This window comes from Bacillus bruguierae (genome assembly GCF_037104725.1).
Taxonomy (GTDB): Bacteria; Bacillota; Bacilli; order Bacillales; family Bacillaceae_G; genus Bacillus_A; species Bacillus_A bruguierae.
Genome location: NZ_JBAWSX010000009.1, coordinates 155,466 through 180,082 on the forward strand (window position 1 = coordinate 155,466; position 24,617 = coordinate 180,082).

23 protein-coding genes are annotated in these 24,617 nt (G+C 34.8%); 19 read left to right on the forward strand and 4 right to left on the reverse strand.

Features of this window, described 5'->3' with window-relative positions; genetic code table 11:
* Positions 1-78: 78 nt before the first annotated feature.
* Positions 79-1,371 (forward strand): MFS transporter, encoded by a 1,293-nt coding sequence (locus tag WAZ07_RS16010; RefSeq protein WP_413788899.1) that lies wholly within the window; start codon positions 79-81, stop codon positions 1,369-1,371.
* Positions 1,372-1,476: 105 nt separating this feature from the next.
* On the opposite strand, the gene WAZ07_RS16015 is transcribed toward WAZ07_RS16010, so the two are convergent.
* The gene (locus tag WAZ07_RS16015; protein WP_336473282.1) at positions 1,477-2,820 is read right to left on the reverse strand and encodes an APC family permease; all 1,344 of its coding nucleotides are present in this window, start codon (positions 2,818-2,820) and stop codon (positions 1,477-1,479) included.
* A gap of 507 nt (positions 2,821-3,327) precedes the next feature.
* On the opposite strand from WAZ07_RS16015, the gene ald reads away from it, so the two are divergent.
* From ald to WAZ07_RS16075, 12 genes are all read left to right on the forward strand, one after another.
* The gene (gene ald / locus WAZ07_RS16020) at positions 3,328-4,437 is read left to right on the forward strand and encodes an alanine dehydrogenase (protein ID WP_336473254.1); all 1,110 of its coding nucleotides are present in this window, start codon (positions 3,328-3,330) and stop codon (positions 4,435-4,437) included.
* 1 nt (position 4,438) lies between these two features.
* The gene (tdcB, locus tag WAZ07_RS16025; RefSeq protein ID WP_336473255.1) at positions 4,439-5,437 is read left to right on the forward strand and encodes a bifunctional threonine ammonia-lyase/L-serine ammonia-lyase TdcB; all 999 of its coding nucleotides are present in this window, start codon (positions 4,439-4,441) and stop codon (positions 5,435-5,437) included.
* 111 nt (positions 5,438-5,548) lie between these two features.
* On the forward strand, positions 5,549-6,964 hold the full coding sequence (locus tag WAZ07_RS16030; protein ID WP_336473283.1) for an amino acid permease: 1,416 nt from the start codon (positions 5,549-5,551) through the stop codon (positions 6,962-6,964).
* A 789-nt stretch (positions 6,965-7,753) separates the two neighbouring features.
* Positions 7,754-8,473 carry a YebC/PmpR family DNA-binding transcriptional regulator gene (locus WAZ07_RS16035; protein WP_090913679.1) on the forward strand — a complete coding sequence of 240 codons (720 nt, stop codon included), beginning with the start codon at positions 7,754-7,756 and terminating at the stop codon, positions 8,471-8,473.
* A 431-nt stretch (positions 8,474-8,904) separates the two neighbouring features.
* A complete protein-coding gene (locus WAZ07_RS16040) occupies positions 8,905-9,072 on the forward strand; it encodes a hypothetical protein (protein WP_336473256.1) in 168 nt (55 codons plus the stop codon).
* A gap of 378 nt (positions 9,073-9,450) precedes the next feature.
* A complete protein-coding gene (locus WAZ07_RS16045; protein ID WP_336473257.1) occupies positions 9,451-9,903 on the forward strand; it encodes a hypothetical protein in 453 nt (150 codons plus the stop codon).
* 117 nt (positions 9,904-10,020) lie between these two features.
* Positions 10,021-11,253, forward strand: coding sequence for a peptidase T (gene pepT, locus WAZ07_RS16050; protein WP_336473258.1), 1,233 nt, complete (start codon positions 10,021-10,023; stop codon positions 11,251-11,253).
* 470 nt (positions 11,254-11,723) lie between these two features.
* Complete coding sequence (locus tag WAZ07_RS16055) at positions 11,724-12,692, forward strand: iron-hydroxamate ABC transporter substrate-binding protein (protein WP_336473259.1); 969 nt, start codon at positions 11,724-11,726, stop codon at positions 12,690-12,692.
* Between the two features lie 22 nt (positions 12,693-12,714).
* Entirely contained in the window at positions 12,715-13,722 is a 1,008-nt protein-coding gene (locus WAZ07_RS16060) for a FecCD family ABC transporter permease (RefSeq protein ID WP_336473260.1), read from the forward strand.
* The gene (locus WAZ07_RS16065; RefSeq protein ID WP_336473261.1) at positions 13,715-14,737 is read left to right on the forward strand and encodes a FecCD family ABC transporter permease; all 1,023 of its coding nucleotides are present in this window, start codon (positions 13,715-13,717) and stop codon (positions 14,735-14,737) included. The genes WAZ07_RS16060 and WAZ07_RS16065 overlap by 8 nt, the downstream gene beginning before the upstream one ends.
* Before the next feature lie 15 nt (positions 14,738-14,752).
* Positions 14,753-15,571 carry an ABC transporter ATP-binding protein gene (locus WAZ07_RS16070; RefSeq protein WP_336473262.1) on the forward strand — a complete coding sequence of 273 codons (819 nt, stop codon included), beginning with the start codon at positions 14,753-14,755 and terminating at the stop codon, positions 15,569-15,571.
* Positions 15,572-15,592: 21 nt separating this feature from the next.
* Positions 15,593-16,411, forward strand: coding sequence for an alpha/beta hydrolase (locus tag WAZ07_RS16075; protein ID WP_336473263.1), 819 nt, complete (start codon positions 15,593-15,595; stop codon positions 16,409-16,411).
* 90 nt (positions 16,412-16,501) lie between these two features.
* Here WAZ07_RS16075 and WAZ07_RS16080 read toward each other — a convergent pair whose 3' ends face one another.
* On the reverse strand, positions 16,502-17,416 hold the full coding sequence (locus tag WAZ07_RS16080) for an MMPL family transporter (protein ID WP_413788900.1): 915 nt from the start codon (positions 17,414-17,416) through the stop codon (positions 16,502-16,504).
* Between the two features lie 381 nt (positions 17,417-17,797).
* Here WAZ07_RS16080 and WAZ07_RS16085 point away from each other — a divergent pair, with 381 nt between their 5' ends.
* The 3 genes from WAZ07_RS16085 (at position 17,798) to WAZ07_RS16095 (ending at position 20,290) form a co-directional block, all read left to right on the forward strand.
* Complete coding sequence (locus WAZ07_RS16085; protein ID WP_336473264.1) at positions 17,798-18,103, forward strand: hypothetical protein; 306 nt, start codon at positions 17,798-17,800, stop codon at positions 18,101-18,103.
* A 369-nt stretch (positions 18,104-18,472) separates the two neighbouring features.
* Positions 18,473-19,012: a DUF420 domain-containing protein gene (locus WAZ07_RS16090; RefSeq protein ID WP_090912928.1), complete on the forward strand. Its 540-nt coding sequence runs from the start codon at positions 18,473-18,475 to the stop codon at positions 19,010-19,012.
* A gap of 114 nt (positions 19,013-19,126) precedes the next feature.
* Positions 19,127-20,290, forward strand: coding sequence for an iron-containing alcohol dehydrogenase (locus WAZ07_RS16095; RefSeq protein ID WP_336473265.1), 1,164 nt, complete (start codon positions 19,127-19,129; stop codon positions 20,288-20,290).
* A 510-nt stretch (positions 20,291-20,800) separates the two neighbouring features.
* On the opposite strand, the gene WAZ07_RS16100 is transcribed toward WAZ07_RS16095, so the two are convergent.
* Positions 20,801-21,043, reverse strand: coding sequence for a hypothetical protein (locus tag WAZ07_RS16100; RefSeq protein WP_090912932.1), 243 nt, complete (start codon positions 21,041-21,043; stop codon positions 20,801-20,803).
* Positions 21,044-21,239: 196 nt separating this feature from the next.
* Here WAZ07_RS16100 and miaA point away from each other — a divergent pair, with 196 nt between their 5' ends.
* Together miaA and hfq are read left to right on the forward strand one after the other, a co-directional pair.
* A complete protein-coding gene (gene miaA / locus WAZ07_RS16105) occupies positions 21,240-22,190 on the forward strand; it encodes a tRNA (adenosine(37)-N6)-dimethylallyltransferase MiaA (protein ID WP_336473266.1) in 951 nt (316 codons plus the stop codon).
* Between the two features lie 24 nt (positions 22,191-22,214).
* Entirely contained in the window at positions 22,215-22,439 is a 225-nt protein-coding gene (hfq, locus tag WAZ07_RS16110; protein WP_000813896.1) for an RNA chaperone Hfq, read from the forward strand.
* A gap of 117 nt (positions 22,440-22,556) precedes the next feature.
* Here the strand turns inward: hfq and WAZ07_RS16115 are convergent, their stop codons facing one another.
* Complete coding sequence (locus WAZ07_RS16115) at positions 22,557-23,519, reverse strand: tyrosine-type recombinase/integrase (protein ID WP_336473267.1); 963 nt, start codon at positions 23,517-23,519, stop codon at positions 22,557-22,559.
* Between the two features lie 119 nt (positions 23,520-23,638).
* On the opposite strand from WAZ07_RS16115, the gene spoVK reads away from it, so the two are divergent.
* Positions 23,639-24,595: a stage V sporulation protein K gene (spoVK, locus tag WAZ07_RS16120; protein ID WP_090912937.1), complete on the forward strand. Its 957-nt coding sequence runs from the start codon at positions 23,639-23,641 to the stop codon at positions 24,593-24,595.
* The last annotated feature ends 22 nt before the right edge of the window (positions 24,596-24,617 follow it).

A 24,617-nucleotide genomic window follows, 5' to 3' on the forward strand; every position in this document is an offset into this window, starting at 1 on the left:
CTACATTTAGCTTTAGTATTTTATACAAAATTATAGACCGGTAGTCGGTCTAATTCCTTAATGAAAGGTGTATATATTATGCGAAATAATAGCAATATAAAGCCTTTTCCTAAAGCTTTTAATTTAATGGTAATGGGACAAATCATATCAGTATTAGGTTCTTCTCTCTTACGTTTTGCTTTATCTCTCTATGTGTTGGACATAACAGGCCGGGCGGACATATATGCGACTTTGTATGCCGTATCGAATGTACCACTTTTGTTATCACCTCTTGGCGGGGCTATTGCTGACAGATTCAACCGCCGCAACTTAATGGTGATTTTTGATTTTGCAAGCAGTACCATTGTATTTTGTTTTCTTTTGTTGTTAGCAGCTGGTAATACTTCTGTGATACTGATCAGTGTTGTTATGATTTTACTAGCGATGATTAGCGCCATGTATTCGCCAGCTGTCATGGCAAGTGTTCCTTTGTTAGTTACGGAAAATAAGCTGGAGCAGGCGAATGGTATCGTGAATGGCGTTCAAGCACTATCAAGCGTAGCAGCTCCTGTTTTAGGTGGAGTATTGTATGGTATTGTAGGTTTAGAAATGCTTGTTGTGATGAGTTGTATCGCTTTTTTCTTAGCCGCAGTATTAGCAATGTTTATTCATATCCCGTTTGTTAAAAGGGAACACGATGGACATATTATATCGACAATCGTAAAAGACTTAAAAGTAGGGTGCATCTATGTAGTTAAACAGCCTTTTATTTTGAAATGTATAATCCTTGCAGCTTTTCTCAACTTAATTCTCACACCGTTGTTTGTTGTTGGCGGCCCCATCATTTTACGAGTAGTCATGAAAAGTAGTGACACAATGTATGGTATTGGAATGGGGCTCATAGATTTTGCTACAATTTTAGGGGCATTATCCATCGGTTTTTTTGCAAAAAAGATGCAAATGAAAAAACTGTATCTTTGGTTTCTCATAATGGCCTTATTGATTGTACCAATGGCTTTATCGATTACACCTCTTGTACTTAGCTTCGGATACTATCCATCATTTATACTCTTTATCTTGTGTGCAATCCTTATTGCGATGGTGATGATTATTATCTCTATTTTTGTCATTACCGCTGTGCAAAAGAAAACACCCAATGAAAATTTAGGGAAAGTCATGGCAATTATTACGGCTGTTTCACAATGTATGGCACCTGTAGGTCAGGTCATATATGGTGTCATATTTGAAGCTTTTAGTATAAAGGTTTATGTTCCTATACTGTTTGTAAGTATTGCGATGATTGTAATGACCGTTGTAGTGAAAATGGTATTAAGAAATGAGGGGGAAATAACATCTCCTAAAGGAACGAAGGATATACAAAGTGGTATTTGAATTGCAATCTTTAGGTTTCGGATATCTATAGAGTTATGAAAAAATAAACGTGTATAAAATCCATTATCTATTTAGCATAAGGATTTTATACACGTCTATAAATGATTATTTATTAGGTTCTACATGCTTGCTTCGCATTGCAAAGTAAATAGGAAGACCTAAAGCGGTTAAGCCGATACCACATAATGCTAGCAACGTTTGTGTGAAAAGAGTATTAATAACGATAAATGATCCGCCTAAAATGGAAATTATAGGGATAATAGGGTATAGCGGTACTTTGTAAGGACGCACAAGATCTGGTTCTCTTTTACGTAAAATGAATACTGCTACGAAAGTCATTGTATAGAATATCCATATAACAAACACTAACATATCTGTTAATGTGTTGAATCCACCGATAACCATCATGATAATCGAAACACATAACATAAAGATTCCAGAATTATAAGGAACGTGGCCATTTTTAGATAATGTTGCAAACCATTTACTAAACGGTAGTTTATTTTCTAATGCCATTGCATAAGGGATACGCATTCCTGTCATGATATATCCATTGATTGTTCCAAATACGGAAATTAAAATACCGATTGTAACTAATTTTCCTCCCATTGCTCCAAATAAAATTGTCGCTACTTGAGATGCAGGTGTATCAGTTCCTGCAAGTGCTGTTGCAGACATTACCATAAGGAAAGCAATATTAATGAGTAAGTAAACAACCATAACAGTAGATAATCCGATTACGATTGCTTTAGGTAAGTCTCTTTTAGGGTTTTTCATTTCTCCAGCGATATTTCCTACATGAATCCATCCATCATAAGCAAACATTGTTGCAAGTAAGCCAGATCCAAGTGCAGAAATAAATGATTTACCTGGTCCTGCTTCAACTGGAAACAGTTGTAGAGTTACATCGCCTTTATGCAATAATCCAAAAATAATAAGTAATGCTAAAGGAACTAATTTACAAATAGTTGATACCATTTGAATTCCGCCGGCAGCTTTCGCTCCTAAGGAGTTCATAAAGGTTACGAAAGCTGCAGTAATAATGGCAACTCCAATAATCATCAATTTATGTTCATTCGCATTTAATCCAAATAAACTAACTGCTTGTGTTCCGAAAATAATTGCAAGTGCTGCAATATTGGCAGGGAAGTAAATAACAGTTTGTGCCCAGCCTAGTAGGAAAGCAGTTAAGTTTCCATAAGTGCGTTTTAGATATGCCATCATTCCACCTGTTTCAGGAATAGCTGCTGAAAGCTCGGCTGCAGTTAAACCTGAGCAAACAGTTAAGATTCCTCCAATTACCCATGCGAGTAATCCTAAACTTGCTGACCCAGTTACGCCGTATAATGCAGTAGGTTTAAAAAATACACCTGCTCCAATAACAGTACCAATAACAGTGGTTAATGCTGCGAAGAAGCCAATCTCTTTTTTTAGTTGTTCTTGTGACATCATAATCACTCCTGTTTCGCAAAATACATACAATCTCTAATGAATTCATTTTTGTCTCAATTTTAATAGTATACCCTCTCATTTTTTTAATAGTGCTTTATATTGTAAGATTTAATTTTATTTGTGATATCATTCACAAGTTTATAGAAATATATACGTCTTATAAAGGTATTTCCATATTATTCAATGTGAAGATGTTCACAAATGTAAATAAAAAAATAAAATTGCGGTTTATTTGAATTCATAAGAGATGTTACTCGTGACAAAGTCTAGCATACTTAAAAAGTGGTTTCAATGCTTCTTTGTAAGAAAAAATTTATTTTAAATATAAAAAAAAACATTTTGTGAACTATTTCACAGAGTGTTGACTCATCATTTTTCTAAGTGTATCTTGTAGGTGTGAACAGCGATCCAGACAAACGAGGAAATGTAAGAACGTTTGTCTGGATCGTATAAAAATAATGTAATGGTGTATATTACATTTTAAAAGTAAAAGGATGTGGCAGCATGAAAATTGGCGTAGTAAAAGAAATTAAAAAAGGTGAAGCTCGTGTAGGGATGACACCAGAAAATGCCCAGAAATTAATTGAAGCTGGACATGAAGTATTAATAGAAAAAGATGCTGGTCTAGGATCAGGTTATACAAATGAAGAATATACAAATGCAGGTGCTACTTTAGTTAATCAAGAGCAAGCCTGGGATGTTGATATGGTAGTAAAAGTAAAAGAACCTTTAGTGGAAGAATATAAATATTTTAAGAAAGACTTAATTGTTTGGGGATTTTTACATTTAGCAGCTTCAAAAGAGTGTGTGGAAGCGATGAGAAAAGCGGGAACAACAGCTATTGCTGGAGAAACAATTAGTGAAAATGGAGTTTTAACATTATTAAAACCGATGAGTGCAATTGCTGGGCGTCGTGCAGTGTTTATGGGAGCTTATTATTTAGAAAAACAACATGAAGGAGAAGGTATTTTATTATCAGGAATAGAAGGTATTCCAGCTGGTAATGTTGTAATTTTAGGCGGAGGTAACGCTGCAATTAATGCTTGTGATATGGCCGTTGGAATCGGTTGCCACGTAACGATTTTAGAGTTAAATCAAACACAAATTGCTTATTTAAAAGAAAAATACGCAAATGATCAAGTTGAAGTTATCGAATCTACTACTGAAAACTTAGAGAAAGCTATTAAAACTGCAGATTTATTTATTTCAACAATTTTAATTCCGGGTGCTAGACCACCAAAAATTGTGAAAGAGTACATGATTCAGTCCATGAAGCCGGGCAGTGTTGTTGTTGATATTTCAATCGATCAGGGTGGAACGATTGAAACGATTGATCACTATACAACACATAATGATCCTGTATTTATTAAGCACGATGTCATTCATTATGCTGTACCAAATATGCCAGGGGCAACTCCACGTACTTCTACTATGGCATTAGCGAATGGAAATATCGATTATTTATTAGCGATTGCGAACGATGGTTTAGAAGAGACGATTCAAAACAAACCTTCATTAGTACATGGTATCAATATTTATAAAGGAACCATCACTTATGAAAATCTAGGAACAACGTTAGGGTTAGATTATAAACAATTGAAAGAAGTGTTATAATATGATTACTAAAACTTTGCCGCTAAATATTGATGATATTAAAAATGCCAAACAAATTCTTGATAGAAACGCTCGTAAAACACCGCTTGTTAAATCCTTTTATTTAACAAGTAAAACAGGCGGGGAAATATATTTAAAATTAGAAAATATGCAATTAACAGGATCATTTAAATTTCGCGGGGCATTCAATAAAATTTCTACTTTAACAGATGAAGAAAAAGCTCGTGGAGTTATTGCTTGTTCTGCTGGTAACCATGCCCAAGGTGTTGCGTTATCTTCACATTTACTTGGAATTAAAAGTAAAATTGTAATGCCAACTTCTGCTCCAAAAGCGAAAGTTGAAGCAACGAGAGGATACGGCTCAGAAGTCATTTTATATGGTGATACGTTTGATGATGCAAAAGCAAAATGTGAAGAAATTATAAAAGAAACTGGAGAAACATATTTACATCCATATGATGATGTACAAGTTATGGCAGGTCAGGGAACAATTGGCCTCGACATTCTTGATGATATGTGGGATGTTGATACTGTAATTGTACCTATTGGCGGCGGCGGAATTATTGCTGGTATCGCGGTAGCACTTAAAACTTTTAATCCTTCAATTAATATAATCGGTGTTCAAGCTGATAATGTTCATGGAATGAAAGCTTCGTATGATAAAGGTGAAATTGTAGAGCATTATGAAGCACCAACTATTGCTGATGGTTGCGCAGTAAAAATTCCAGGAAACTTAACTTTTGAAATCGTAGAAGAATTAGTAGATGATATTGTAACTGTATCAGAAGATGAGTTAGAAGTAGCTATGAAAGATTTATTACAACGCGGAAAAGCTGTTGTAGAAGGCGCAGGAGCATTAGCGACAGCTGCTCTTCTTGCTGGTAAAGTTGATTCCTATATAAAAGGAAAAAAAGTAGTAGCGATTATTTCTGGTGGAAATGTTGATTTAACTCGTATTTCTAGCGTATGTGAGCATTTCTTTGCGAATGAAGTAAAGTAATAATCTAAAATTTGTTAAATAAAAAATGAGACTAAGAAATATGTTCATAGAACACGAGAAGAGCTAAGAGAAATCCTCTTAGCTTTTCTTAATAAGAGGGGGGTAAGTCTTATAGTTAATCTATTTAAAAAGAAATCTGTTGCCCAATTGTTAAGAGAAAGTCAAAGTAAGACTTTAACGAAAACATTAGGGGCGTTTGATTTAACAATGTTAGGTATTGGTGCGATAATTGGTACAGGAGTTCTTGTGCTCACTGGATTGGTTGCGGCAAGAGATGCTGGACCAGCAGTGATTTTTTCATTTATGATTGCAGCAATTGTTTGTGGATTTGCAGCTTTATGCTATGCCGAAGTCGCTTCTACACTTCCGGTATCAGGTAGTGTATACACATATTCATATGCAACAATTGGAGAGTTTGTAGCACATTTAATGGGATGGACGTTACTATCCGTATACGTTGTAACAACCGCAGCAGTAGCTGGTGGATGGACTGGGTATTTTCACAACTTAATAAGTGGATTTGGATTAGAGATACCGAAAGCATTATTAACAATCCCATCACAGGGCGGTATTGTGAATTTGCCAGCAGTAATGATTACACTTGTACTAACATGGTTATTATCACGTGGGACGAAAGAAAGTAAACGTGTGAATAATGCAATGGTGTTAATTAAAATTTGTATTGTTATATTATTTATTGCCGTTGGTGTGTTCTATGTAAAACCAGCAAACTGGATTCCATTTGCACCGTATGGCTTAAGCGGCGTTTTTGCAGGAGGAGCGGCTGTATTCTTTGCTTTCTTAGGATTTGATGCGCTAGCAACTTCAGCAGAAGAAGTAAAAAATCCGCAGCGCGATCTACCAATCGGTATTATTGCATCATTAGTAATTTGTACAATTATTTATGTCGCAGTGTGTCTTGTAATGACTGGAATGGTATCTTATAAAGAATTAGATGTACCAGAAGCAATGGCTTATGTATTAGAAGTTGTGGGACAAGATAAAGTGGCAGGCATAATTGCATTCGGAGCTGTAATTGGAATTATGGCGGTAATCTTCGCTTACATTTATGCAACAACACGCGTATTCTTTGCGATGAGCCGTGATGGTTTATTGCCAGAAGCTTTCGCGAAAATCAATAAAAAAACGGAAGCGCCGTCGTTTTCAACTTGGTTAACCGGAATGGGTAGTGCTTTAATTGCTGGATTTATTGATTTGAAAGAGTTATCAAATTTAGCGAATATTGGGGCACTCTTAACGTTTGCGATGGTGGGGGTATCTGTTATCATTCTTCGTAAAAGGCATCCAGACTTGCAGCGGGGATTTATGGTACCACTTGTACCGCTTGTACCGATTATTTCAATTGTATGTTGTTTATTTTTAATGGTTAACTTGCCTTTAACAACGTGGTTGTATTTTGGAATTTGGTTAGCAATTGGAGCATTTGTATACTTTGCTTATTCAAAAAAACATAGTCATTTGAGAAAAGAAACTATTTCAGAAGATAAATGTAAAGGAATAAATTGAAGAGAAAAGTTTTTTGTATACTTGCATGTTATTTCATGCCCCAAAATATATTACTATTTTTGAAGAAGTGCAGTTTGTAATCTATTTAATAGTAAAGTCTACTATACGAGAATATGTCATAATAATTTTAATATTTACCTATCGTTCGAAGCGTCTTCAAAAAAGTCTAATGGAGTTGGCAGTATACATCAATATATAAAGTGAAACTTCCATTAATGGGGGGATTCTTCATCCCCCACTGATGGAAAGCCCTCACCAATCGGGCTTTTACGGGCAGTTGTCCCCCACCTATCTTCTTCGTTTCTCTCTAAATCTGAAGGTGGGGGTCTTACTGCCCGTTAATGCGGGATAAATTCATTTTGATTTTTTCAGTATATAAGTGCTGCTAGGGAGAAAAAAGTGCCTTGCACTCGTTTTCTCCCTTTGTTTTCAGCATTGCCCGCGGCAGGAAAAGGTTCTGACCGCAACTGTGCATCATGGCTAGATGCTTTTGTCCATCTAAAAAGAAAAGGGTTTATATGCATGGCCAGATGCTCTCGCCCCCCTAAAAAGAAAGAGGGTTTATATGTGGATTTTTTAATTTGTATTTATATAGATAAGAATGACCGGTCTTTCTTTGATTATTAAACTTGTAATAAGGTATAATACAATGTAGTGAATAAATGTGACATCTTCAATTTGTCTTTTTTGTGAACAATATGAAATATAATGAAAAATTGTTGAAGAAACAGCATATTTTATATTACTATTTTTTATGTAGATTCAAAGTTGAAAGAGAGTGGAACAAGTATGGGACGTAAGTGGAACAATATTAAAGACAAAAAAGCGTCAAAGGATGCAAATACGAGTCGTATTTATGCAAAGTTTGGACGTGAAATTTATGTAGCAGCAAAACAAGGGGAACCAGATCCAGAATCTAACCAGACTTTAAGAGTTGTACTTGAACGTGCAAAAACGTACAGCGTACCGAAAACAATTATTGACCGTGCGATTGAAAAAGCAAAAGGCGGTTCAGAGGAAAGCTATGACGAACTTCGTTATGAAGGCTTCGGACCAAATGGATCAATGGTAATCGTAGATACATTAACAAATAACGTGAACCGTACTGCAGCAGATGTACGTGCTGCATTTAGCAAAAATGCTGGTAACATGGGAGTAAACGGATCAGTAGCGTATATGTTTGATGCAACTGCTGTTATTGGTCTTGAAGGTAAGACAGCAGATGAAGCACTTGAAATCTTAATGGAAGCAGATGTAGATGTGCGTGACATCTTGGAAGAAGAGGAAGCAGTTATCGTTTATGCAGAGCCGGATCAATTCCATGCAGTGCAAGAGGCATTTAAAAATGCTGGCATAACTGAATTTACAGTTGCAGAACTAACAATGCTTGCACAAAGCGAAGTAACACTTCCAGAAGATGCACAAGTAAAATTTGAAAAAATGATCGATGCATTAGAAGATTTAGAAGATGTTCAGCAAGTGTACCACAATGTTGATTTAGGTGAATAATATAACAAGGCAGACCTTAAAGCTTGATAAATCAAGGTTTGTATCATTATGATAGCCTAAATTTACAGTGGAAAATATTGTCAATTATGATAAACGTGACGATATTAACCGTAATTAATTACGATAAACGCTTTCTCATGGGTAGATTGTAAAATCACTCATTGAGGAGGCGTTTTTTTGTTATTAAAAGATTTATTAAAAGAATTTTTATTCCATGTACAAATCAAAGGACATACTCCTAGAACATTAAAAAGTAGGAAAACTAATATCACTGCTTTTTTTTAATATCTTGAAAATAAATTTGAGGTAATCGAGCTGGAAGAAATCAAAGCTTTGCATATTAAACAGTATGTCTACCATTAAGCTTCCATAAAGAATATCGACAAATTAATGGAAGAAGGAATAACTGAGGATTTTTTAACAAGAAAATTATGATTGCATTCGCTGAAAAATTGTTCGTCTTTATGTGTTTGAATGGAACTTACCTTCAATTCAAACAAGGTTATGAATCTATGATTGAAGATGTTAAAAAATCGTATCATCAAAAAATTGAACAAAATGTTAATGAGGAATTAGCAGGGTTATCATGGAACATGTAAAAACGAGCCATACTATAGGTTCGTTTTTTTAGCACTTATTTTGCATACAGAATTATTTTCACTTGTAAATAGATGATAGTATTATATAATGAAAACAATGTTTTACCAATAAACGGTAATGGAGAGGGTGGGATAAATAAACAAACAAAACGTATCATCGGCAATGGACGTATTAACGAATTTATTCTATGTACATCAAGATACATATATGGGAATCAAAACTATGGAATTTTATGTGGAGATTAGATTACTATAAGATGAAAGATTAATAGCGAATGCACTCGAGGCAAAAAAATCGTTCGATTAGATTAATGTTATAAAACTACTTAATGTGACATCTACCGAACGAATTGAGAATATACTTAGGGGGAATTTCAAGTGAAAACATTTGGTAAAGTATTATTAGCAGGAACTTTAGCTTTAGGCGGTTTAACGGTGATGAATTTAGAAACACTAAAAGCACATGCAGATGAAAACTGTCGTTACATCTGTGGTCCTAGCGAAACGGTGAACAATTTCACGATTCAATTACATGCTACGGAACACCATATGGGGCAAAATATCATCGTAAAAACTACCAATGATAAAGCTTATGATGTACATTACAAAGCTTCTATCGAAAAGCAATACGCAACTGGTTGGGGTTATTATGATGCTGATTTCAACTGGGGTTCTATGTTACCAGCTGGGACAAATGAAGAAATTATCGTTTCAACAGGCAATGGCGAATCAATTTCGGAAACAGGCACGTTCCGTGTGAAAATTGAAGTCACAAATGTTGACGGTTCAATTGACACAATTTACACAGCGCCAGTTAAATTGTTAAATTAAATAATAATTATGGTGATATAAAAAGAAGGTTCGTAATAGTATTACGAACCTTTAACTGTAAAGAAAAGTAACAAAGGCTTATAATAAATAAAGATAGATAAAAAGGAGTGAGGTAGTATGAAAAAAGAAATTATCGAACGTTTTACAAGATATGTTAAGGTGGATACACAATCTGATGCAGAAAGTCATACTGTACCATCAACGCCTGGCCAAATTGAATTTGCGAAGCAACTAGTAGAAGAGCTGAAAGCAATTGGATTATCGGAAGTAACGATGGATAAGAATGGCTACGTGATGGCGACGCTTCCTCCAAATACGGACAAGCAGGTTCCTGTAATTGGATTTTTAGCTCATTTGGATACAGCTACGGATTTTACAGGGAAGAATGTTAAGCCGCAAATTCATGAAAATTTTGATGGGAAGGCAATTACGTTAAATAAGGAGCTAGGTGTTGTATTAACACCAGAATTATTTCCAGAGCTCCCATCTTATCAAGGTCATACATTAATTACAACCGATGGAACAACGCTCCTTGGTGCAGATGATAAAGCGGGCATTGCAGAAATTATGACAGCAATGAATTATTTATTACATAAACCACAAATTAAACATGGGAAAATTAGAGTAGCATTTACACCTGATGAAGAAATTGGCCGCGGTCCATCTCATTTTGATGTAGAAACTTTTGGGGCTTCATTTGCGTATACAATGGATGGAGGTCCGCTAGGTGGATTAGAATATGAAAGCTTTAATGCTGCTGGTGCCAAGCTCACTTTTAAAGGGAATAGTACTCATCCTGGAACAGCTAAAAATAAGATGGTAAATGCCAATAAGCTCGCGGTGGAATTTCACGGGCAACTACCGGTAGAAGAAGCACCGGAATATACAGAGGGATACGAAGGATTCTATCACCTTATTTCTATAAATGGTGATGTGGAGCGAAGTCAATCTACTTACATTATTCGTGATTTTGACCGCGAAAATTTTCATGCTCGAAAAGAGAGAATAACAGCCATTACAAAACAGATGCAAGAGAAGTATGGTACAGAAAATATTATTCTTGAGATGAATGATCAGTATTACAATATGCTTGAAAAAATTGAACCGGTGAAAGAAATTGTTGATATTGCATATGAAGCAATGAAAAATCTTGATATCGAACCAAATATTCAACCAATTCGCGGAGGAACTGACGGTTCGCAGTTATCGTATATGGGTTTACCGACACCAAATATTTTTACTGGTGGGGAAAACTACCACGGTAAATTTGAATATGTATCTGTAGATAATATGGAAAAAGCCGTTCAAGTTATTATTGAAATTGCACGATTATTTGAAGAAAAAGCTTAAAAGACAAAACCCCGAATAGTGTTCCTATTCGGGGTTTTGGATTATATAGAATTATTTATATAAATCCGTATTAATTTTTTAGAGTGTAATGGATAAAGAACTCGCCATAAAGTGAGACTTCCATTTTATCTTACCTCTTTTATAGGGTTCGTTGTTCAAAAATTAGTAGGTGTAAAAGAAAAAGATTTATGAGGAATATGGATTTCTAACTATTATTTTCTATTTTTTGTTAAAACTTTGCAAATTATTCTTGAAATAATTTTAGTCTATGCATATAATCAATAGTGATAATAATTATCATTATCACTATTGATGGTTAAGGGGGATTAAAAGATAATATGTTTAATAGGTAAAGTGAAGAATGTGCGTGTCAATATTGGCGAATTGTACTGCAATACATAGATAAGAATACTATTTTATTAGATTGACAAAGTTATAAATTTTTATTTTTGAAAGGAGCACTTTTTAATATGAACAAAAAGTTATTTACACTAGGAATGGTTACAGTATTAAGTTTAGGTCTTGCTGCATGTAATAGTGCAGAAAAAAGCTCAAGTGAGAAGAAAACGGAAAGTGTAGAAGCTACAGCAAAGAAAGATGAAAAACAGAAAATCACATACCTTGGTAAAGAATATACAGTACCTGCAAAAGTAACAAAAATTGCAACAGCTAGTTTAGAATCAATGGAAGATGCAGCCATACTTGGAGTGAAACCAGTAGCTGCAATTACAGTAGGTGGGAAAATACCTGACTATTTAGCTAAAGATTTAAAAGGTGCAGAATCTATTGGTGAAAAAATGCAGCCGAATTTTGAAACACTACTTAAATTAAAGCCAGATGTTATTACATCTAGTTCTAAATTCCCAGCAGAGACAGCGGAAAAATTTACAAAAGTAGCACCAACATTCCCTGTTTCTCATATTTCAACACATTGGGAAGATAACCTAAAATTAATGGGTGAGCTAACTAGTAAAAAAGATAAAGCGGAAAAAATTATAAAAGATTATAAAGCGGATGCTGCGAAAACGAAAGAAAAAGTAGCAGATAAATTAAAAGATAAAAAAGTTGTTGTAATAAGATTGAGAGAAGGAAGCATTAATCTGTATCCAGAAGATGTTTATTTCAATCCAGTAATTTATAAAGATTTAGGCTTAACGGCTCCTGAAGCGATTAAAGCAGTTAAAAAGCAAGAAAAAATTGCTTTAGAAAAGTTTGCAGAAATGAATCCGGATTATATCTTTGTTCAATTTGAAGGAAGCGAAAATAAAGATAATCCGAAAACGCTAGAAGATTTACAAAGCAATCCAATTTGGCAAAGTATTAACGCTGTAAAAGATAAAAAAGTATTCGTAAACGCTGTTGATCCGATGGCACAAGGCGGTACAGCTTGGAGTAAAACAGCTTTCTTAAAAGCTGCAGAAAAAAACTTATCTAAATAAATAGTAAGGTGCGTTGAATGATATGCGGAAAATGAATGCAGTACCAATGATGATTTTATGTTTGGCACCTGTGTTAATTTTATTAACGATTATGTTATCCATATTGTATGGAGCAAAAAATATTACTTTTGAAACAGCTTGGAATGCGCTATTCCATTTTGATTCAGGAAATGTAAATCATAATATTATTATTACATCTCGTTTACCGAGAGCAATTGGTGCGTTATTAGTAGGAGCATTTTTGGCCATATCAGGAGCACTTATGCAGGGGATGACAAGAAACTATCTTGCATCCCCTTCTATTATGGGTGTGACAGAGGGGTCAGTGTTTGTTATTACGATTTGTATGGTATTTATTCCAGGGATGTCTTCAGTGAATATGATTCTATATTCTATGCTTGGTTCGGCATTAGGAGCGGGAATTGTTTTTGGATTTGGTTCATTGCTTCGAAATGGATTATCGCCGGTTCGTTTAGCTATTATAGGAACTGTTATAGGAACATTTTTAAATAGTACGGCAATAGCAATTGCATCTTATTTCCAACTTTCTCAAAATGTTAGTTTTTGGTACAATGCGAAGTTGGATCAAATCGATCCGAAGATATTAAAATTATCTATTCCATTTGGTGTTATTGGTATTGTTTTGGCACTTGTGATTTCAAAATCTATTACAATTCTCTCGTTAGGAGAAGAGGTTTCGATTAATTTGGGCCAACGTACAAAACTTGTGAAAGTTGCTGCAATCCTATCTGTTGTTTGTTTAACAGGTACTGCTGTAGCTGTAGTTGGAAAGGTGGGTTTTGTAGGATTAATCATCCCTCATATTACTCGTTTTTTAATTGGAGTAGACTATAGGTGGATTATACCGTGTGCTGGTATAATAGGCGGAGTTTTTCTCGCTTTATGTGATGTATTGAGTAGATTTGTAAATTATCCATTTGAAACACCAATAGGGGTCGTTACTTCATTGATTGGAGTTCCTTTCTTCCTTTATTTAATTCGAACAAGAGGAGGAGAGAAACATGCATAGAGATTCATGGCAGTGTTATATGGTCACATTTAGTGTAATCCTGTTTTTAGTTATAGTTGCCATTTATATTAGTTTAACGAATGGTACATTTGATATGACAGTTATGGATATAATTCGGACGATATTTCGAATAAATCCTGTGCCTGAACATGATTTAGTTATATTTGATTTTAGGCTTCCCAGAATAGTAATTGCGGCGTTAGTAGGGTTTGGTCTTGGCGTTGCGGGAGCTGCTATTCAGGGAGTTACACGAAACGGATTGGCAGATCCAGGTATTTTAGGAATTAATGCGGGTGCAGGGGCGGCTATTGTTGTCTTTATGTTTTTCTTTCAAGGACAAATCAAGAGTACAGACTGGTTTTCTATTATGCTTCTGCCGTTATTTGGCTTGGCCGGGGGACTTGGTTCTGCAATCTTAATTTATATGTTTTCTTGGAAAGGCGGAAGATTAGATTCACAACGCCTATTATTAACAGGAATAGCAATTGGTTACGGTCTTAGTTCTTTCTCTGTATATTTATCTTTGAAAATGAAAGCTACTGATTTTGAAATGGCAGCAGTTTGGGTCTCAGGGAGCATATATAATGCAAATTGGAAATATATTATTGCGATGTTACCATGGTTAATTATTTTAGTGCCTATTATACAAAGGAAAGCATATTTACTCGATATGTTTCAACTAGAAGAGACGAGTATAAAAAGTCTCGGAATTTCAGTCGAAAAAGAGAAATCCATTTTATTATTAAGCGGTATTGGGATAGTGAGTGCTTGCGTTTCTGTTTCTGGAAGTATTGGATTTGCTGGGCTGATGGCACCGCATATTGCAAAACGTCTCGTTGGAATTCATCATAATCAAGTTATTCCGATATGTGGTGTGATTGGTATGTTACTTGTTATTGTTTCTGATTTTATTGCAAAGACTGTTTTCGCACCAATAGAGTTACCGGTTGGAATTGTCATTTCTATCATTGGTGTACCGTATTTTCTATATTTGTTATTTAAAGCGAAAGCGTAAAAGGAGTGAAGATGAGTGAGTGTTTTAAGTACAGAAAATTTAGAAACGAGCTATGAAAAGCTTACGGTATTTCGTGATTTAAATGTAGAAATACAAGAAGGAAAAGTGACGACGATTATTGGGCCAAATGGATGCGGGAAATCTACGCTACTAAAAACAATGGGGCGAATTTTAAAGCAGAAAAGTGGAAAGGTCTACTTGCAAGGACAAGATTTACATACCATTTCAACAAAACAAATTGCGAAGCAACTTGCGTTATTACCACAAAATCCAATTGCTCCATCAGAATTAAAAGTAGAAGAGCTTATTTCTTACGGACGATATCCGCATCGTAATAATGTGAATAAATTATTATCAAAAGATAAAGAAATGATTGAATGGGCAATGGAAATTACAAATACCACTCCTTTTCGCAACCGTCAAATTGGAAATTTATCAGGAGGACAAAGACAAAAAGTATGGCTAGCAATGGCTTTAGCACAAGAAACGGAAGTTTTACTATTAGATGAACCAACAACTTATCTTGATATGGCTCATCAGCTAGAAGTACTGCAAATTGTTGAACGATTGAACCAAGAACATAAATGTACAGTTGTTATGGTTTTACATGATATTAATCATGCAGCACGTTTTTCACATGAAATCATTACGATGAAAGCAGGGGAAATCATTAAGATTGGGAGCCCATTAGAAATCATTACAAATGAAGTATTGAAACGTGTGTTTCATATTGATGCAAGGGTAATGATAGATCCTTATAATGGTGCTCCGGTGTGCTTTGGGTATGATAGTGCATTACAAGAAGGATGTGCAAAAGTTTATGCAACAAATTAAACATGTAAGAGGAGGGCGACAATGCAGCCTGTACCAGAGACACAAAATGTCGTAATTTCTAACACAGAGCAATGGATGATGTATTCGAAAAGAGAAAATCGTCAGTATCAAATTTATATAGCAAAGCCGAAACAGCCAGAACCACCTTCAGGTTATCCTATTATTTATGTATTAGATGGGAATGCTTTTTTTCAAACGTTTGAAGAAGCTGTGCGCATCCAAGCAGTTAGATCTGAAAAAACAGGAATTGTACCAGCAATTATTGTTGGAATTGGCTATCAAATAAAAGAAAGTTTTTCTTCTACATATCGATTTTATGATTTCACTCCTCCAGCATCATCTCTTATTTTGCCGCCAAAACCAGATGGTAAACCGTGGCCGGTAACAGGGGGAGCGAATCATTTTTTAGAGTTTATTCAAGAAGAGCTAAAACCTGAGCTTACTAAATATTTTCCGATTGATACAAAGAGACAAACATTATTCGGCCATTCGTTAGGTGGGTTATTTGCTTTACATGTCTTATTTACAAACATACATGCATTTCAAACATACTTTATAAGCAGCCCTTCTATTTGGTGGAATAATCAATCCGTTTTAGAAAAAGAATCTAATTTTATAAATGAATTAAATAAAATAGATTCTGAGATTGGTGTATTTCTTACAGTGGGGTCATTAGAAAAAGATCATATGGTTCAAGATGTAAATGCGTTATCTGATCGATTATACAAGATGCGGCATAGCAGATTACGATTCTCGTTTCGTGAGGCTGAGGGAGAAAATCATGGATCTGTAGTACCGACTGTTTTAAGTCGGGCGCTACGTTTTATATTTCACCCATAAATAATAGAGATACTGTTTACTATTATTTATATAGTTTGGCTTTAAATAGTAAGAAAATAAGGTCATAGTGTATACACTATGACCTTATTTTTATGAATCAATTTGGTTTGTTTGTTCTTCTGCAATTTGTATTTTACTTGGCCAAAATGCAAATCGCCCAAGTAAAGCAGTGATAGCAGGTACTAAGAAAGGACGAACGATGAAGGTATCCATTAACACACCTAATGCAGTGATTAGCCCAAATTGTACAAGTACTTGAATTGGTAAGGTAGCAAGTACGGCAAAGGTAACAGCGAGTATTACACCTGCTGAGGTAATAACACGACTTGTTTCTTGAACCCCCTCTCGAATTGCTTGTTTTAGTGGCATTGTTTTTCTTTTTTTCCAAATTCTTGAGATCATAAAGATGTTGTAATCTTCACCAAGAGCAACTAAAAATACAAAGGAGTACAGAGGGATAGCGCCTTGAATTGCTTCTGCTCCCATTATATGATGAATAATTAACCACCCGAGTCCTAGAGCTGAAGCAAATGATAGTATAACAGTAGCCATTAAATACAGCATAGCTGTAATAGAGCGTAAGTATACAACGAGTAATAGCGAGATAAGACCAATGATAATCGGGATGATTAGGCTTGAATCTTTATTGCTTGTTATCATTGTGTCATATTGAGTAGCAGTTTGACCGGCAATCCAAACTCTCGAATGTACGTCTGTTATACCAGTTTTCATTAAAGCGTCTTCAGCTGCTTTGTGAAATTTAGGAATTTCGTTCATTGCTTCAGGCGAATATGGATTAATAGCAAAATTCACATGATATACTTTTAAATTTTCATGTATTTTTCCGCTTTGTGGTTGAGAGATTGCACCAATTTTCGTATTTTTCTTCAATTCAGATTCGATAGCTACTTCTTTTCCTTTTGTATCAATTACTAATTGAACGGGAGCTAATTTTCCAGGAGAATAAGCTTGAGAAATAAGACTAAATCCTTCACGAGAAGGCATCTTTTCTGGAAATGAAGACAATAAATCATATGTATATTTTACTTGAGTCGAAAAAAATGCAGATTCTACAAAAGATAATATTTTACAAAGAGTTGGTTGAATTGTTTTTGATGGGGATTGTTTTGAAGGAATAATGATTGGAGGATCTTTCCTACCGATGGGACAGAAAAAACTTTGGGTAATGCGGCCTTGGACTGAAAATATTCTTGTTATAACTTGGATAAAGTAGATGTAAATAACAATAAGAGGTACAGGTGAAGATGGATCAATTAGGAGATTCCATTATATGTAATCAATATTACCACAGTGTATATAAAATATTTTTCTTGACTTTTTATACGAATATTAGGAAAATAATAAAAAAAGAAAGGAGGGGTAACGTTGGAGGAATATGTGCTAGATATATATAATTTTTTGTATACGACTGATTGGGAAGATATCATGTCAATTGTAAGTATTGTATTATGTATTCAATTCCTATTTTTATATGGGAAAATGAATAGTGCTAATTTTTCTTTAACGTCCCCGTCCGACATACAAGGAGAAATATCACTAAGACAGACAAACTTGAAGCATGTATATTTCCCTATAATTATTATGCTCTTTATTCGTTATATTACCGCTGTTGTAAAGAAAAAAGAAGGAGACGACCACTATCATCCAATTTGTCATCTGAATTTTAAATGAATGATACAAGGAGGAGATTCGTATGTGGATTCGTTTCGTATTAATTGGTTTCTTTTCATTAACAGCAATGTCTCTGATTGGTTTTCAATTAACTGAGATTCTTCAAGCATATAGCGATATGTTTCTTAATAAAAACTAATGTGAGTGTTATAGTTTGAAATTTTTAGTGTGAAACGATACAATCCTTCTTAAGTGGTAAAAGACTTAAGGAGGATTTTTTATCTTTTCATTTAAATATCGATAAGAACAGCGCTGATGGGAGTTTTACGTTATATAATTATTCAAACATTTGTCACATTTACAATATTGATAATATGTTAAAATAATGAAGCTACTGTATATTTTAAGAAAAATGAGGGAGTGAGTAATTTGACTGATCGTTCTGTGAAACAGAAGAGCTATGCTCCTGTTGTAATAACGCTTTCTGTGATCGTCAATGCGATTATTTTATTTTTGTTTTTTGGACCAGTTGGATACAAAGGAGAAGTGCATTTTGATGTAACAATTTTGCCACTTGTCAATGCGATTTGTAATAGTTTTACATTCGTGTTTTTACTAGCAGCGTTGTTCTCGATTATTAAAAAGAATGTAAAGCTACATAGAGGATTTATTCTTGCCGCATTTACAACAACATTAATATTTTGTGTTTCGTATTTAACGTATCATTATTTAGCGCCAGCAACGCATTTTGGTGGAGAAGGAATCATTAAATATGTATATTTCTTTATTTTAATTACGCATATTTTCCTTGCTGCTATTATTGTGCCGCTTGCATTATTTTCTTTAGTATATGGATTTACAAATCAATTGACTCGTCATCGTAAAATTGTACGTTGGACGATGCCAATCTGGTTATATGTAAGTCTTTCTGGAGTTATCGTATACTTAATGATTTCACCTTATTATTAAAAGAGTCTCAGTTTTAGCTGAGATTCTTTTTTTGTATAAGCATATTTTTTTATAAAAAACTAAATATATGATATACAAAAGTATAGTTACTTTTATCTAGAAAGGATGAAGTGTATGCAAAATTTTATGTTTCGTAATCCAACAAAGCTTATTTTTGGAAAAGGACAATTAGAACAATTGAAATTAGAAATACCTCAATACGGGAAAAAGGTGTTACTCGTATATGGCGGTGGAAGTATTAAACAAAATGGAATTTACGATAACGTGATATCTATGTTAAAAGAAATAGATGCAGAAATTTTTGAGTTAAGTGGAGTGGAACCTAACCCGCGTTTATCGACAGTAAACAAAGGGATTCAAATTTGTAAAGAAAATGATATCGAGTTTGTTTTAGCTGTGGGCGGTGGAAGTGTAATAGATTGCACAAAAGCTATTGCCGCTGGTAGTAAGTATGATGGAGATGCGTGGGATCTTGTTACGAAAAAAGCTATCGCAAAAGAAGCGTTACCTTTTGGAACAGTATTAACTCTAGCTGCAACAGGTTCTGAAATGAATGCAGGTTCAGTTATTACAAATTGGGAAACAAATGAGAAATATGGCTGGGGGAGTCCAGTAACATTTCCGCAATTTTCTATTTTAGATCCGAACCACACAATATCTGTACCGCGTAACCAAACAATTTACGGTATTGTTGATATTATGTCGCATGTACTCGAGCAATATTTTCACCAAGGTACAAATACGGCATTGCAGGACCGCTACTGTGAATCAATTTTACAAACGGTTATTGAGACAGCTCCGAATTTGCTGCATGATTTAGAAAGTTATGAGCATCGTGAAACGATTTTATATTGCGGTACAATGGCGTTAAATGGTATTTTGGCGATGGGCGTAAGCGGGGACTGGGCAACGCATAACATTGAGCATGCTGTTTCGGCAGTGTATGATATTCCGCATGGCGGTGGCTTAGCAATTTTATTCCCAAATTGGATGAAACATGTTTTACATGAAAATGTAGATCGTTTTAAACAATTTGCGATTCGAGTATTTCATGTTCAAACAGAAGGGAAAACTGATGTTGACATAGCATTAGAAGGAATTGAAGCATTGCGTCAATTTTGGAAATCTATTGGAGCGCCGGCTCGTTTAGCTGATTACAAAATTGATGAAGACCAAATTGATATTATGGCAGAAAAGGCAATGGCATATGGTGAGTTTGGACAGTTTAAAAAATTAAATAAACAAGATGTTGTAGCAATTTATCAAGCATCATTATAACGAAACAAAAACACTTCTTTAATAAAGAGGTGTTTTTTATTTGTTAATATTCTCACCAAACTATATATACAAGTTAAAAAAATGACATCAAAACCCCTTTCTTTTTAGGGGAGGACGAGAGCGTCTGGCTATGCATAGAAGCGGTCAGTGCCTTTTTCTGCCACATGCAAGGTTTAAAACAAAAGGAGAAAGCAAGTGCAGATCATGTTGTATTCCGCATAGCAGCGACTTATAAAGAAAAGCGGAAGCGGCTCGCTCAGAATAAGAGGGGGATGGAGCTTCTGACATAGAGGCGCTTTTTGCCTCGGCGGAAGACGCGAAGCCACCGACTGTTCTAGCCGCTGGAGTTAGACAAAGATGTTGAAAAATTAAAATGGATTTATATAGCAACTGTTAATGGAGTATTTATTGTAAAGTGAAGTGATAAAAGGGCACACGATGAATTTACAAGCCTCTTAAAAACATTCGTAAGCGAACTCATTAAACAATTAGATGAAGATGGAGGATTATTTAGAATGGATATATTGTTCGTCCTGTCAAAATGTTATATGCGGTGCAAAACTGAGTTTGGATATATTCGGTATTCATTGTGTCTGTTTCTTCATTTGTAAGTAGTATATGAAATGAGCGGAGTAAACAATTTAGTGCAAAGTATACCTCTTCCTGGGAGCGATCTATTTCATTTGTTGCTGTTGCTAAAATTAAATCTTCTATTAATGAGCGGAAATCAATAGTAGCTTGTCCAACTTTCATAGTATCATCTCCATTTTTGTTTTTACTATGTATATGAAGCGGTTGGACAAAACATGTAAAATAGATTATATTTTTTAACAAATATATTTGTAATTTCAATTACCGTAATAAGATAACTTGCATTTTGGCTATTAAAATTGGTAAGATTGGGTATAATAATCAGATGTATAACGTTACATAAAGAGAGTTGAAGTGTATGGGAACAGAAAAACAGGACAAAGTTGTTGTTATTATTGGACCAACTGCAGTTGGAAAAACAAAGCTTAGCATTGAATTGGCAAAAGCGTTAAATGGGGAAATTATAAGCGGCGATTCAATGCAAATCTATCGTAATATGGATATAGGTACGGCGAAAGTTACGGAAGAAGAGATGGACGGAATTCCGCATTATATGATTGATATAAAAAATCCAGAAGATTCCTTTTCTGTTGCTGAGTTTCAAGAACTTGTACGCGGTCATATAGAAGATATTACAAATCGTGGTAAACTACCTATAATTGTTGGTGGAACAGGTTTATATGTACAATCCGTGTTATATGATTACCAGTTTTCTGATGAGCCGGGAGATCATGCGTACCGTAAACAGTTAGAACAATTAGCAGAGGAACATGGTGTAGAGTATATACATGGAAAGCTGGGAGAGGTTGATCCAATAAGCGCAAAGCGTATTCATCCAAACAATGTAAGACGTGTCATTCGTGCTTTAGAAATTTTTCATACAACAGGGCAAAAAATGAGTGATCAATTAGAACAACAAGAAAATGAATTGTTATATGACGTTGCTTTAATTGGTCTAACAATGGATCGAGATTTATTATATAGTCGCATTAATTTACGTGTAGACATTATGATGGAGCAAGGTTTATTAGATGAAGTTAAGCGCTTGTATGAAGAAGAAATTCGGGATTGTCAATCTATTCAAGCGATTGGTTATAAAGAACTGTATGAATATTTTGATGGGAAAACTTCGTTAGAAGAAGCGGTAATCGCTTTAAAAACGAATTCTCGCCGCTATGCAAAACGACAATTAACTTGGTTCCGTAATAAAATGGATGTTGAGTGGTTTGATGTTACAAGTGGTGAAAAATTTCGAGAAATTTTACAGTACACAGAAGGAAAGCTACAACTTAAGTCGAATAATAAGTAGTAGAGAAAAAGAGGAGGATTCGACATGAAGCAATCAATCAATATTCAAGATCAATTTTTAAACCAACTCCGTAAAGAGAATACGTTTGTCACGCTGTACTTATTAAATGGCTTCCAACTTCGTGGTTTAATTAAAGGATTTGATAATTTCACTGTATTGTTGGAAACAGAAGGTAAGCAACAGCTTATTTATAAACATGCGATTTCTACATTTGTTCCACAAAAGAACGTTTCAATCGAATTAGAATAGTAAAGAATTGTACATAGCAAAAAGAGCGAATCATTCGCTCTTTTTTATTTGCGTGCCCAGCTAAGCCTGGGCACTTCTTACTGGTGGAAATCTCTTTAAAAATAAAGAAAACGCCTATTACGAGGCGTTCTCTTTTTGCTTTGCATAGTTATAATATCTTTTTAATGAAATCTTTGACTTGAAACCAATACGTTTTATAATTTCCTGTTCAGGAATGTGGTGTTGAATGAGTCGTAAAATAAATGTATTGCGTAAATGCTGACCAGAGATACCTTTGCGCAATCCTGCGCGTGCTACTTCAAGTCGAATCATTTTTTGTACGGAAATTTCTGTTAATGCTTTTGGAGCGTCATTTTCATATACCCAACGGAATGTATTTCGATTAAAATCAAAGGCTACAAATAATGGATCCGAGCTATGGTATTTTGGGCGTACTGGCTCGGGAATTTTTTTATAGTAATGATATAGCTTTTTTTTATCTTCTTCAGTTAATGAAATGACTCGTTCTATTCCAGAGACGGCGGGAATAGATAATGTATTATTTTCAAAATGGACATGCTGCATATTCAATGAGACAAGTTCTTGTAACGATAAACCGTAATCGAGCAGAAGCATAATAATGCATACGTTTCGATCCATGAGTAATGGACGTACAGGTCGTTGTTTATCTGACAGTCCTTCTAAAGAAGTTAAAATATATTTTAAACGCTGTTCTTCTTGTGGCGAAATGAAATCTTCATCTCGCAATGTACGATCTGGCTGTATGATAAGGTCCATGTCTTTTAGTGGGCTAGGCAAGTTTAAAAAATGATACAGTCGATTTAACACAATGAAAACACGGTGCATTGTTTTTTCGGAGTAATGCCGTTTTATTTTTAAGTCCGAAAAATAATCTTCATAGTCTTTTGGACAAAGAGTCTCCCATATATTATTAGAAGAAACTTTTTTGTTTTTTTGTAACCAATGAACAAAATCCTCGATGTCGTAGACGTATCGTTTAATAGTTGAAGGTTTTCGTCCCTTGTTTAATAAATAAGCAGAGAAAGCTTGTACTGTATCATTAATTTCTTTTGTTGACATAGTCCCACCTCCCTAGTTTTCTTATATTATAACAAAAATTTTCAGAAAATGTTTATTTCTTGGGAAAGCGCAAATGTTGACAATATTCGTCAGTGAAATGATAAAAATGAGGTGATTGTATGGAACAGTCGATGCGAAAGAAGAATAATAACCAAATTAACATTGTGCTGAATCACCGAAAGAAGGTTTCTGTTTCTTCTACAGAACAAAAGCAAAATCTCTCAACTGAAACTGTTACAAAACATGAAATGTTGCAGCGAATTGAAGAAGAAATGAGCAAGCTTGTTGGAATGCAGGAAATCAAAAAAATTATAAAAGAAATTTATGCATGGATTTATGTAAATAAAAAGCGGCAAGAAATGGGTTTGAAATCAGAGAAACAAGTTCTTCATATGTTATTTAAAGGTAATCCAGGAACGGGGAAAACAACTGTTGCTAGGATGATTGGGAAATTATTATTTGAGATGAATGTGTTGTCAAAAGGGCATTTAGTTGAAGCGGAACGAGCGGACTTAGTCGGTGAATATATTGGGCATACTGCACAAAAAACGCGTGACCTCATTCGAAAAGCAATGGGGGGGATTTTGTTTATTGATGAAGCTTATTCGCTTGCACGTGGTGGTGAAAAAGATTTTGGAAAGGAGGCAATTGATACGCTCGTTAAACACATGGAAGATAAGCAACATGCTTTTGTGCTCATTTTAGCAGGGTATTCACGTGAGATGAACCATTTTCTATCACTAAACCCTGGTTTGCAATCTCGTTTTCCTTTCATTATTGAGTTTTCGGATTACACCGTCAATCAACTATTAGAGATAGGGAAACGGATGTACGATGAACGGGAGTATCAATTATCAAAAGAGGCAGAGTGGAATCTTCGCGATCATTTAAATGCAGTAAAATATTCATCTCAGGTTACGTCTTTTAGCAATGGGCGTTACGTTCGTAATATTGTGGAAAAGTCTATTCGTACACAAGCGATGAGGCTGCTTCAGGAAGAAACGTACGATAAATATGATTTAATAACAATTTCTAGTAGTGATTTAACACTTGAAGAAGAAACGCACAGTTCATAAATTGTTTATAATAAAACACGAA

Bases quoted from the DNA above. Each gene is read 5' to 3' on its own strand.
- WAZ07_RS16055 (WP_336473259.1), top strand. From the start codon at position 11,724: ATGAACAAAAAGTTATTTACACTAGGAATGGTTACAGTATTAAGTTTA.
- WAZ07_RS16060 (WP_336473260.1), top strand. From the start codon at position 12,715: ATGCGGAAAATGAATGCAGTACCAATGATGATTTTATGTTTGGCACCT.
- WAZ07_RS16115 (WP_336473267.1), bottom strand. From the start codon at position 23,519: ATGTCAACAAAAGAAATTAATGATACAGTACAAGCTTTCTCTGCTTAT.
- WAZ07_RS16100 (WP_090912932.1), bottom strand. From the start codon at position 21,043: ATGAAAGTTGGACAAGCTACTATTGATTTCCGCTCATTAATAGAAGAT.
- spoVK (WP_090912937.1), top strand. From the start codon at position 23,639: ATGGAACAGTCGATGCGAAAGAAGAATAATAACCAAATTAACATTGTG.
- WAZ07_RS16065 (WP_336473261.1), top strand. From the start codon at position 13,715: ATGCATAGAGATTCATGGCAGTGTTATATGGTCACATTTAGTGTAATC.
- WAZ07_RS16040 (WP_336473256.1), top strand. From the start codon at position 8,905: ATGATTGCATTCGCTGAAAAATTGTTCGTCTTTATGTGTTTGAATGGA.
- WAZ07_RS16080 (WP_413788900.1), bottom strand. From the start codon at position 17,416: ATGCCTTCTCGTGAAGGATTTAGTCTTATTTCTCAAGCTTATTCTCCT.
- WAZ07_RS16075 (WP_336473263.1), top strand. From the start codon at position 15,593: ATGCAGCCTGTACCAGAGACACAAAATGTCGTAATTTCTAACACAGAG.
- WAZ07_RS16015 (WP_336473282.1), bottom strand. From the start codon at position 2,820: ATGTCACAAGAACAACTAAAAAAAGAGATTGGCTTCTTCGCAGCATTA.
- pepT (WP_336473258.1), top strand. From the start codon at position 10,021: ATGAAAAAAGAAATTATCGAACGTTTTACAAGATATGTTAAGGTGGAT.
- miaA (WP_336473266.1), top strand. From the start codon at position 21,240: ATGGGAACAGAAAAACAGGACAAAGTTGTTGTTATTATTGGACCAACT.
- WAZ07_RS16035 (WP_090913679.1), top strand. From the start codon at position 7,754: ATGGGACGTAAGTGGAACAATATTAAAGACAAAAAAGCGTCAAAGGAT.
- hfq (WP_000813896.1), top strand. From the start codon at position 22,215: ATGAAGCAATCAATCAATATTCAAGATCAATTTTTAAACCAACTCCGT.
- WAZ07_RS16010 (WP_413788899.1), top strand. From the start codon at position 79: ATGCGAAATAATAGCAATATAAAGCCTTTTCCTAAAGCTTTTAATTTA.
- tdcB (WP_336473255.1), top strand. From the start codon at position 4,439: ATGATTACTAAAACTTTGCCGCTAAATATTGATGATATTAAAAATGCC.
- ald (WP_336473254.1), top strand. From the start codon at position 3,328: ATGAAAATTGGCGTAGTAAAAGAAATTAAAAAAGGTGAAGCTCGTGTA.
- WAZ07_RS16095 (WP_336473265.1), top strand. From the start codon at position 19,127: ATGCAAAATTTTATGTTTCGTAATCCAACAAAGCTTATTTTTGGAAAA.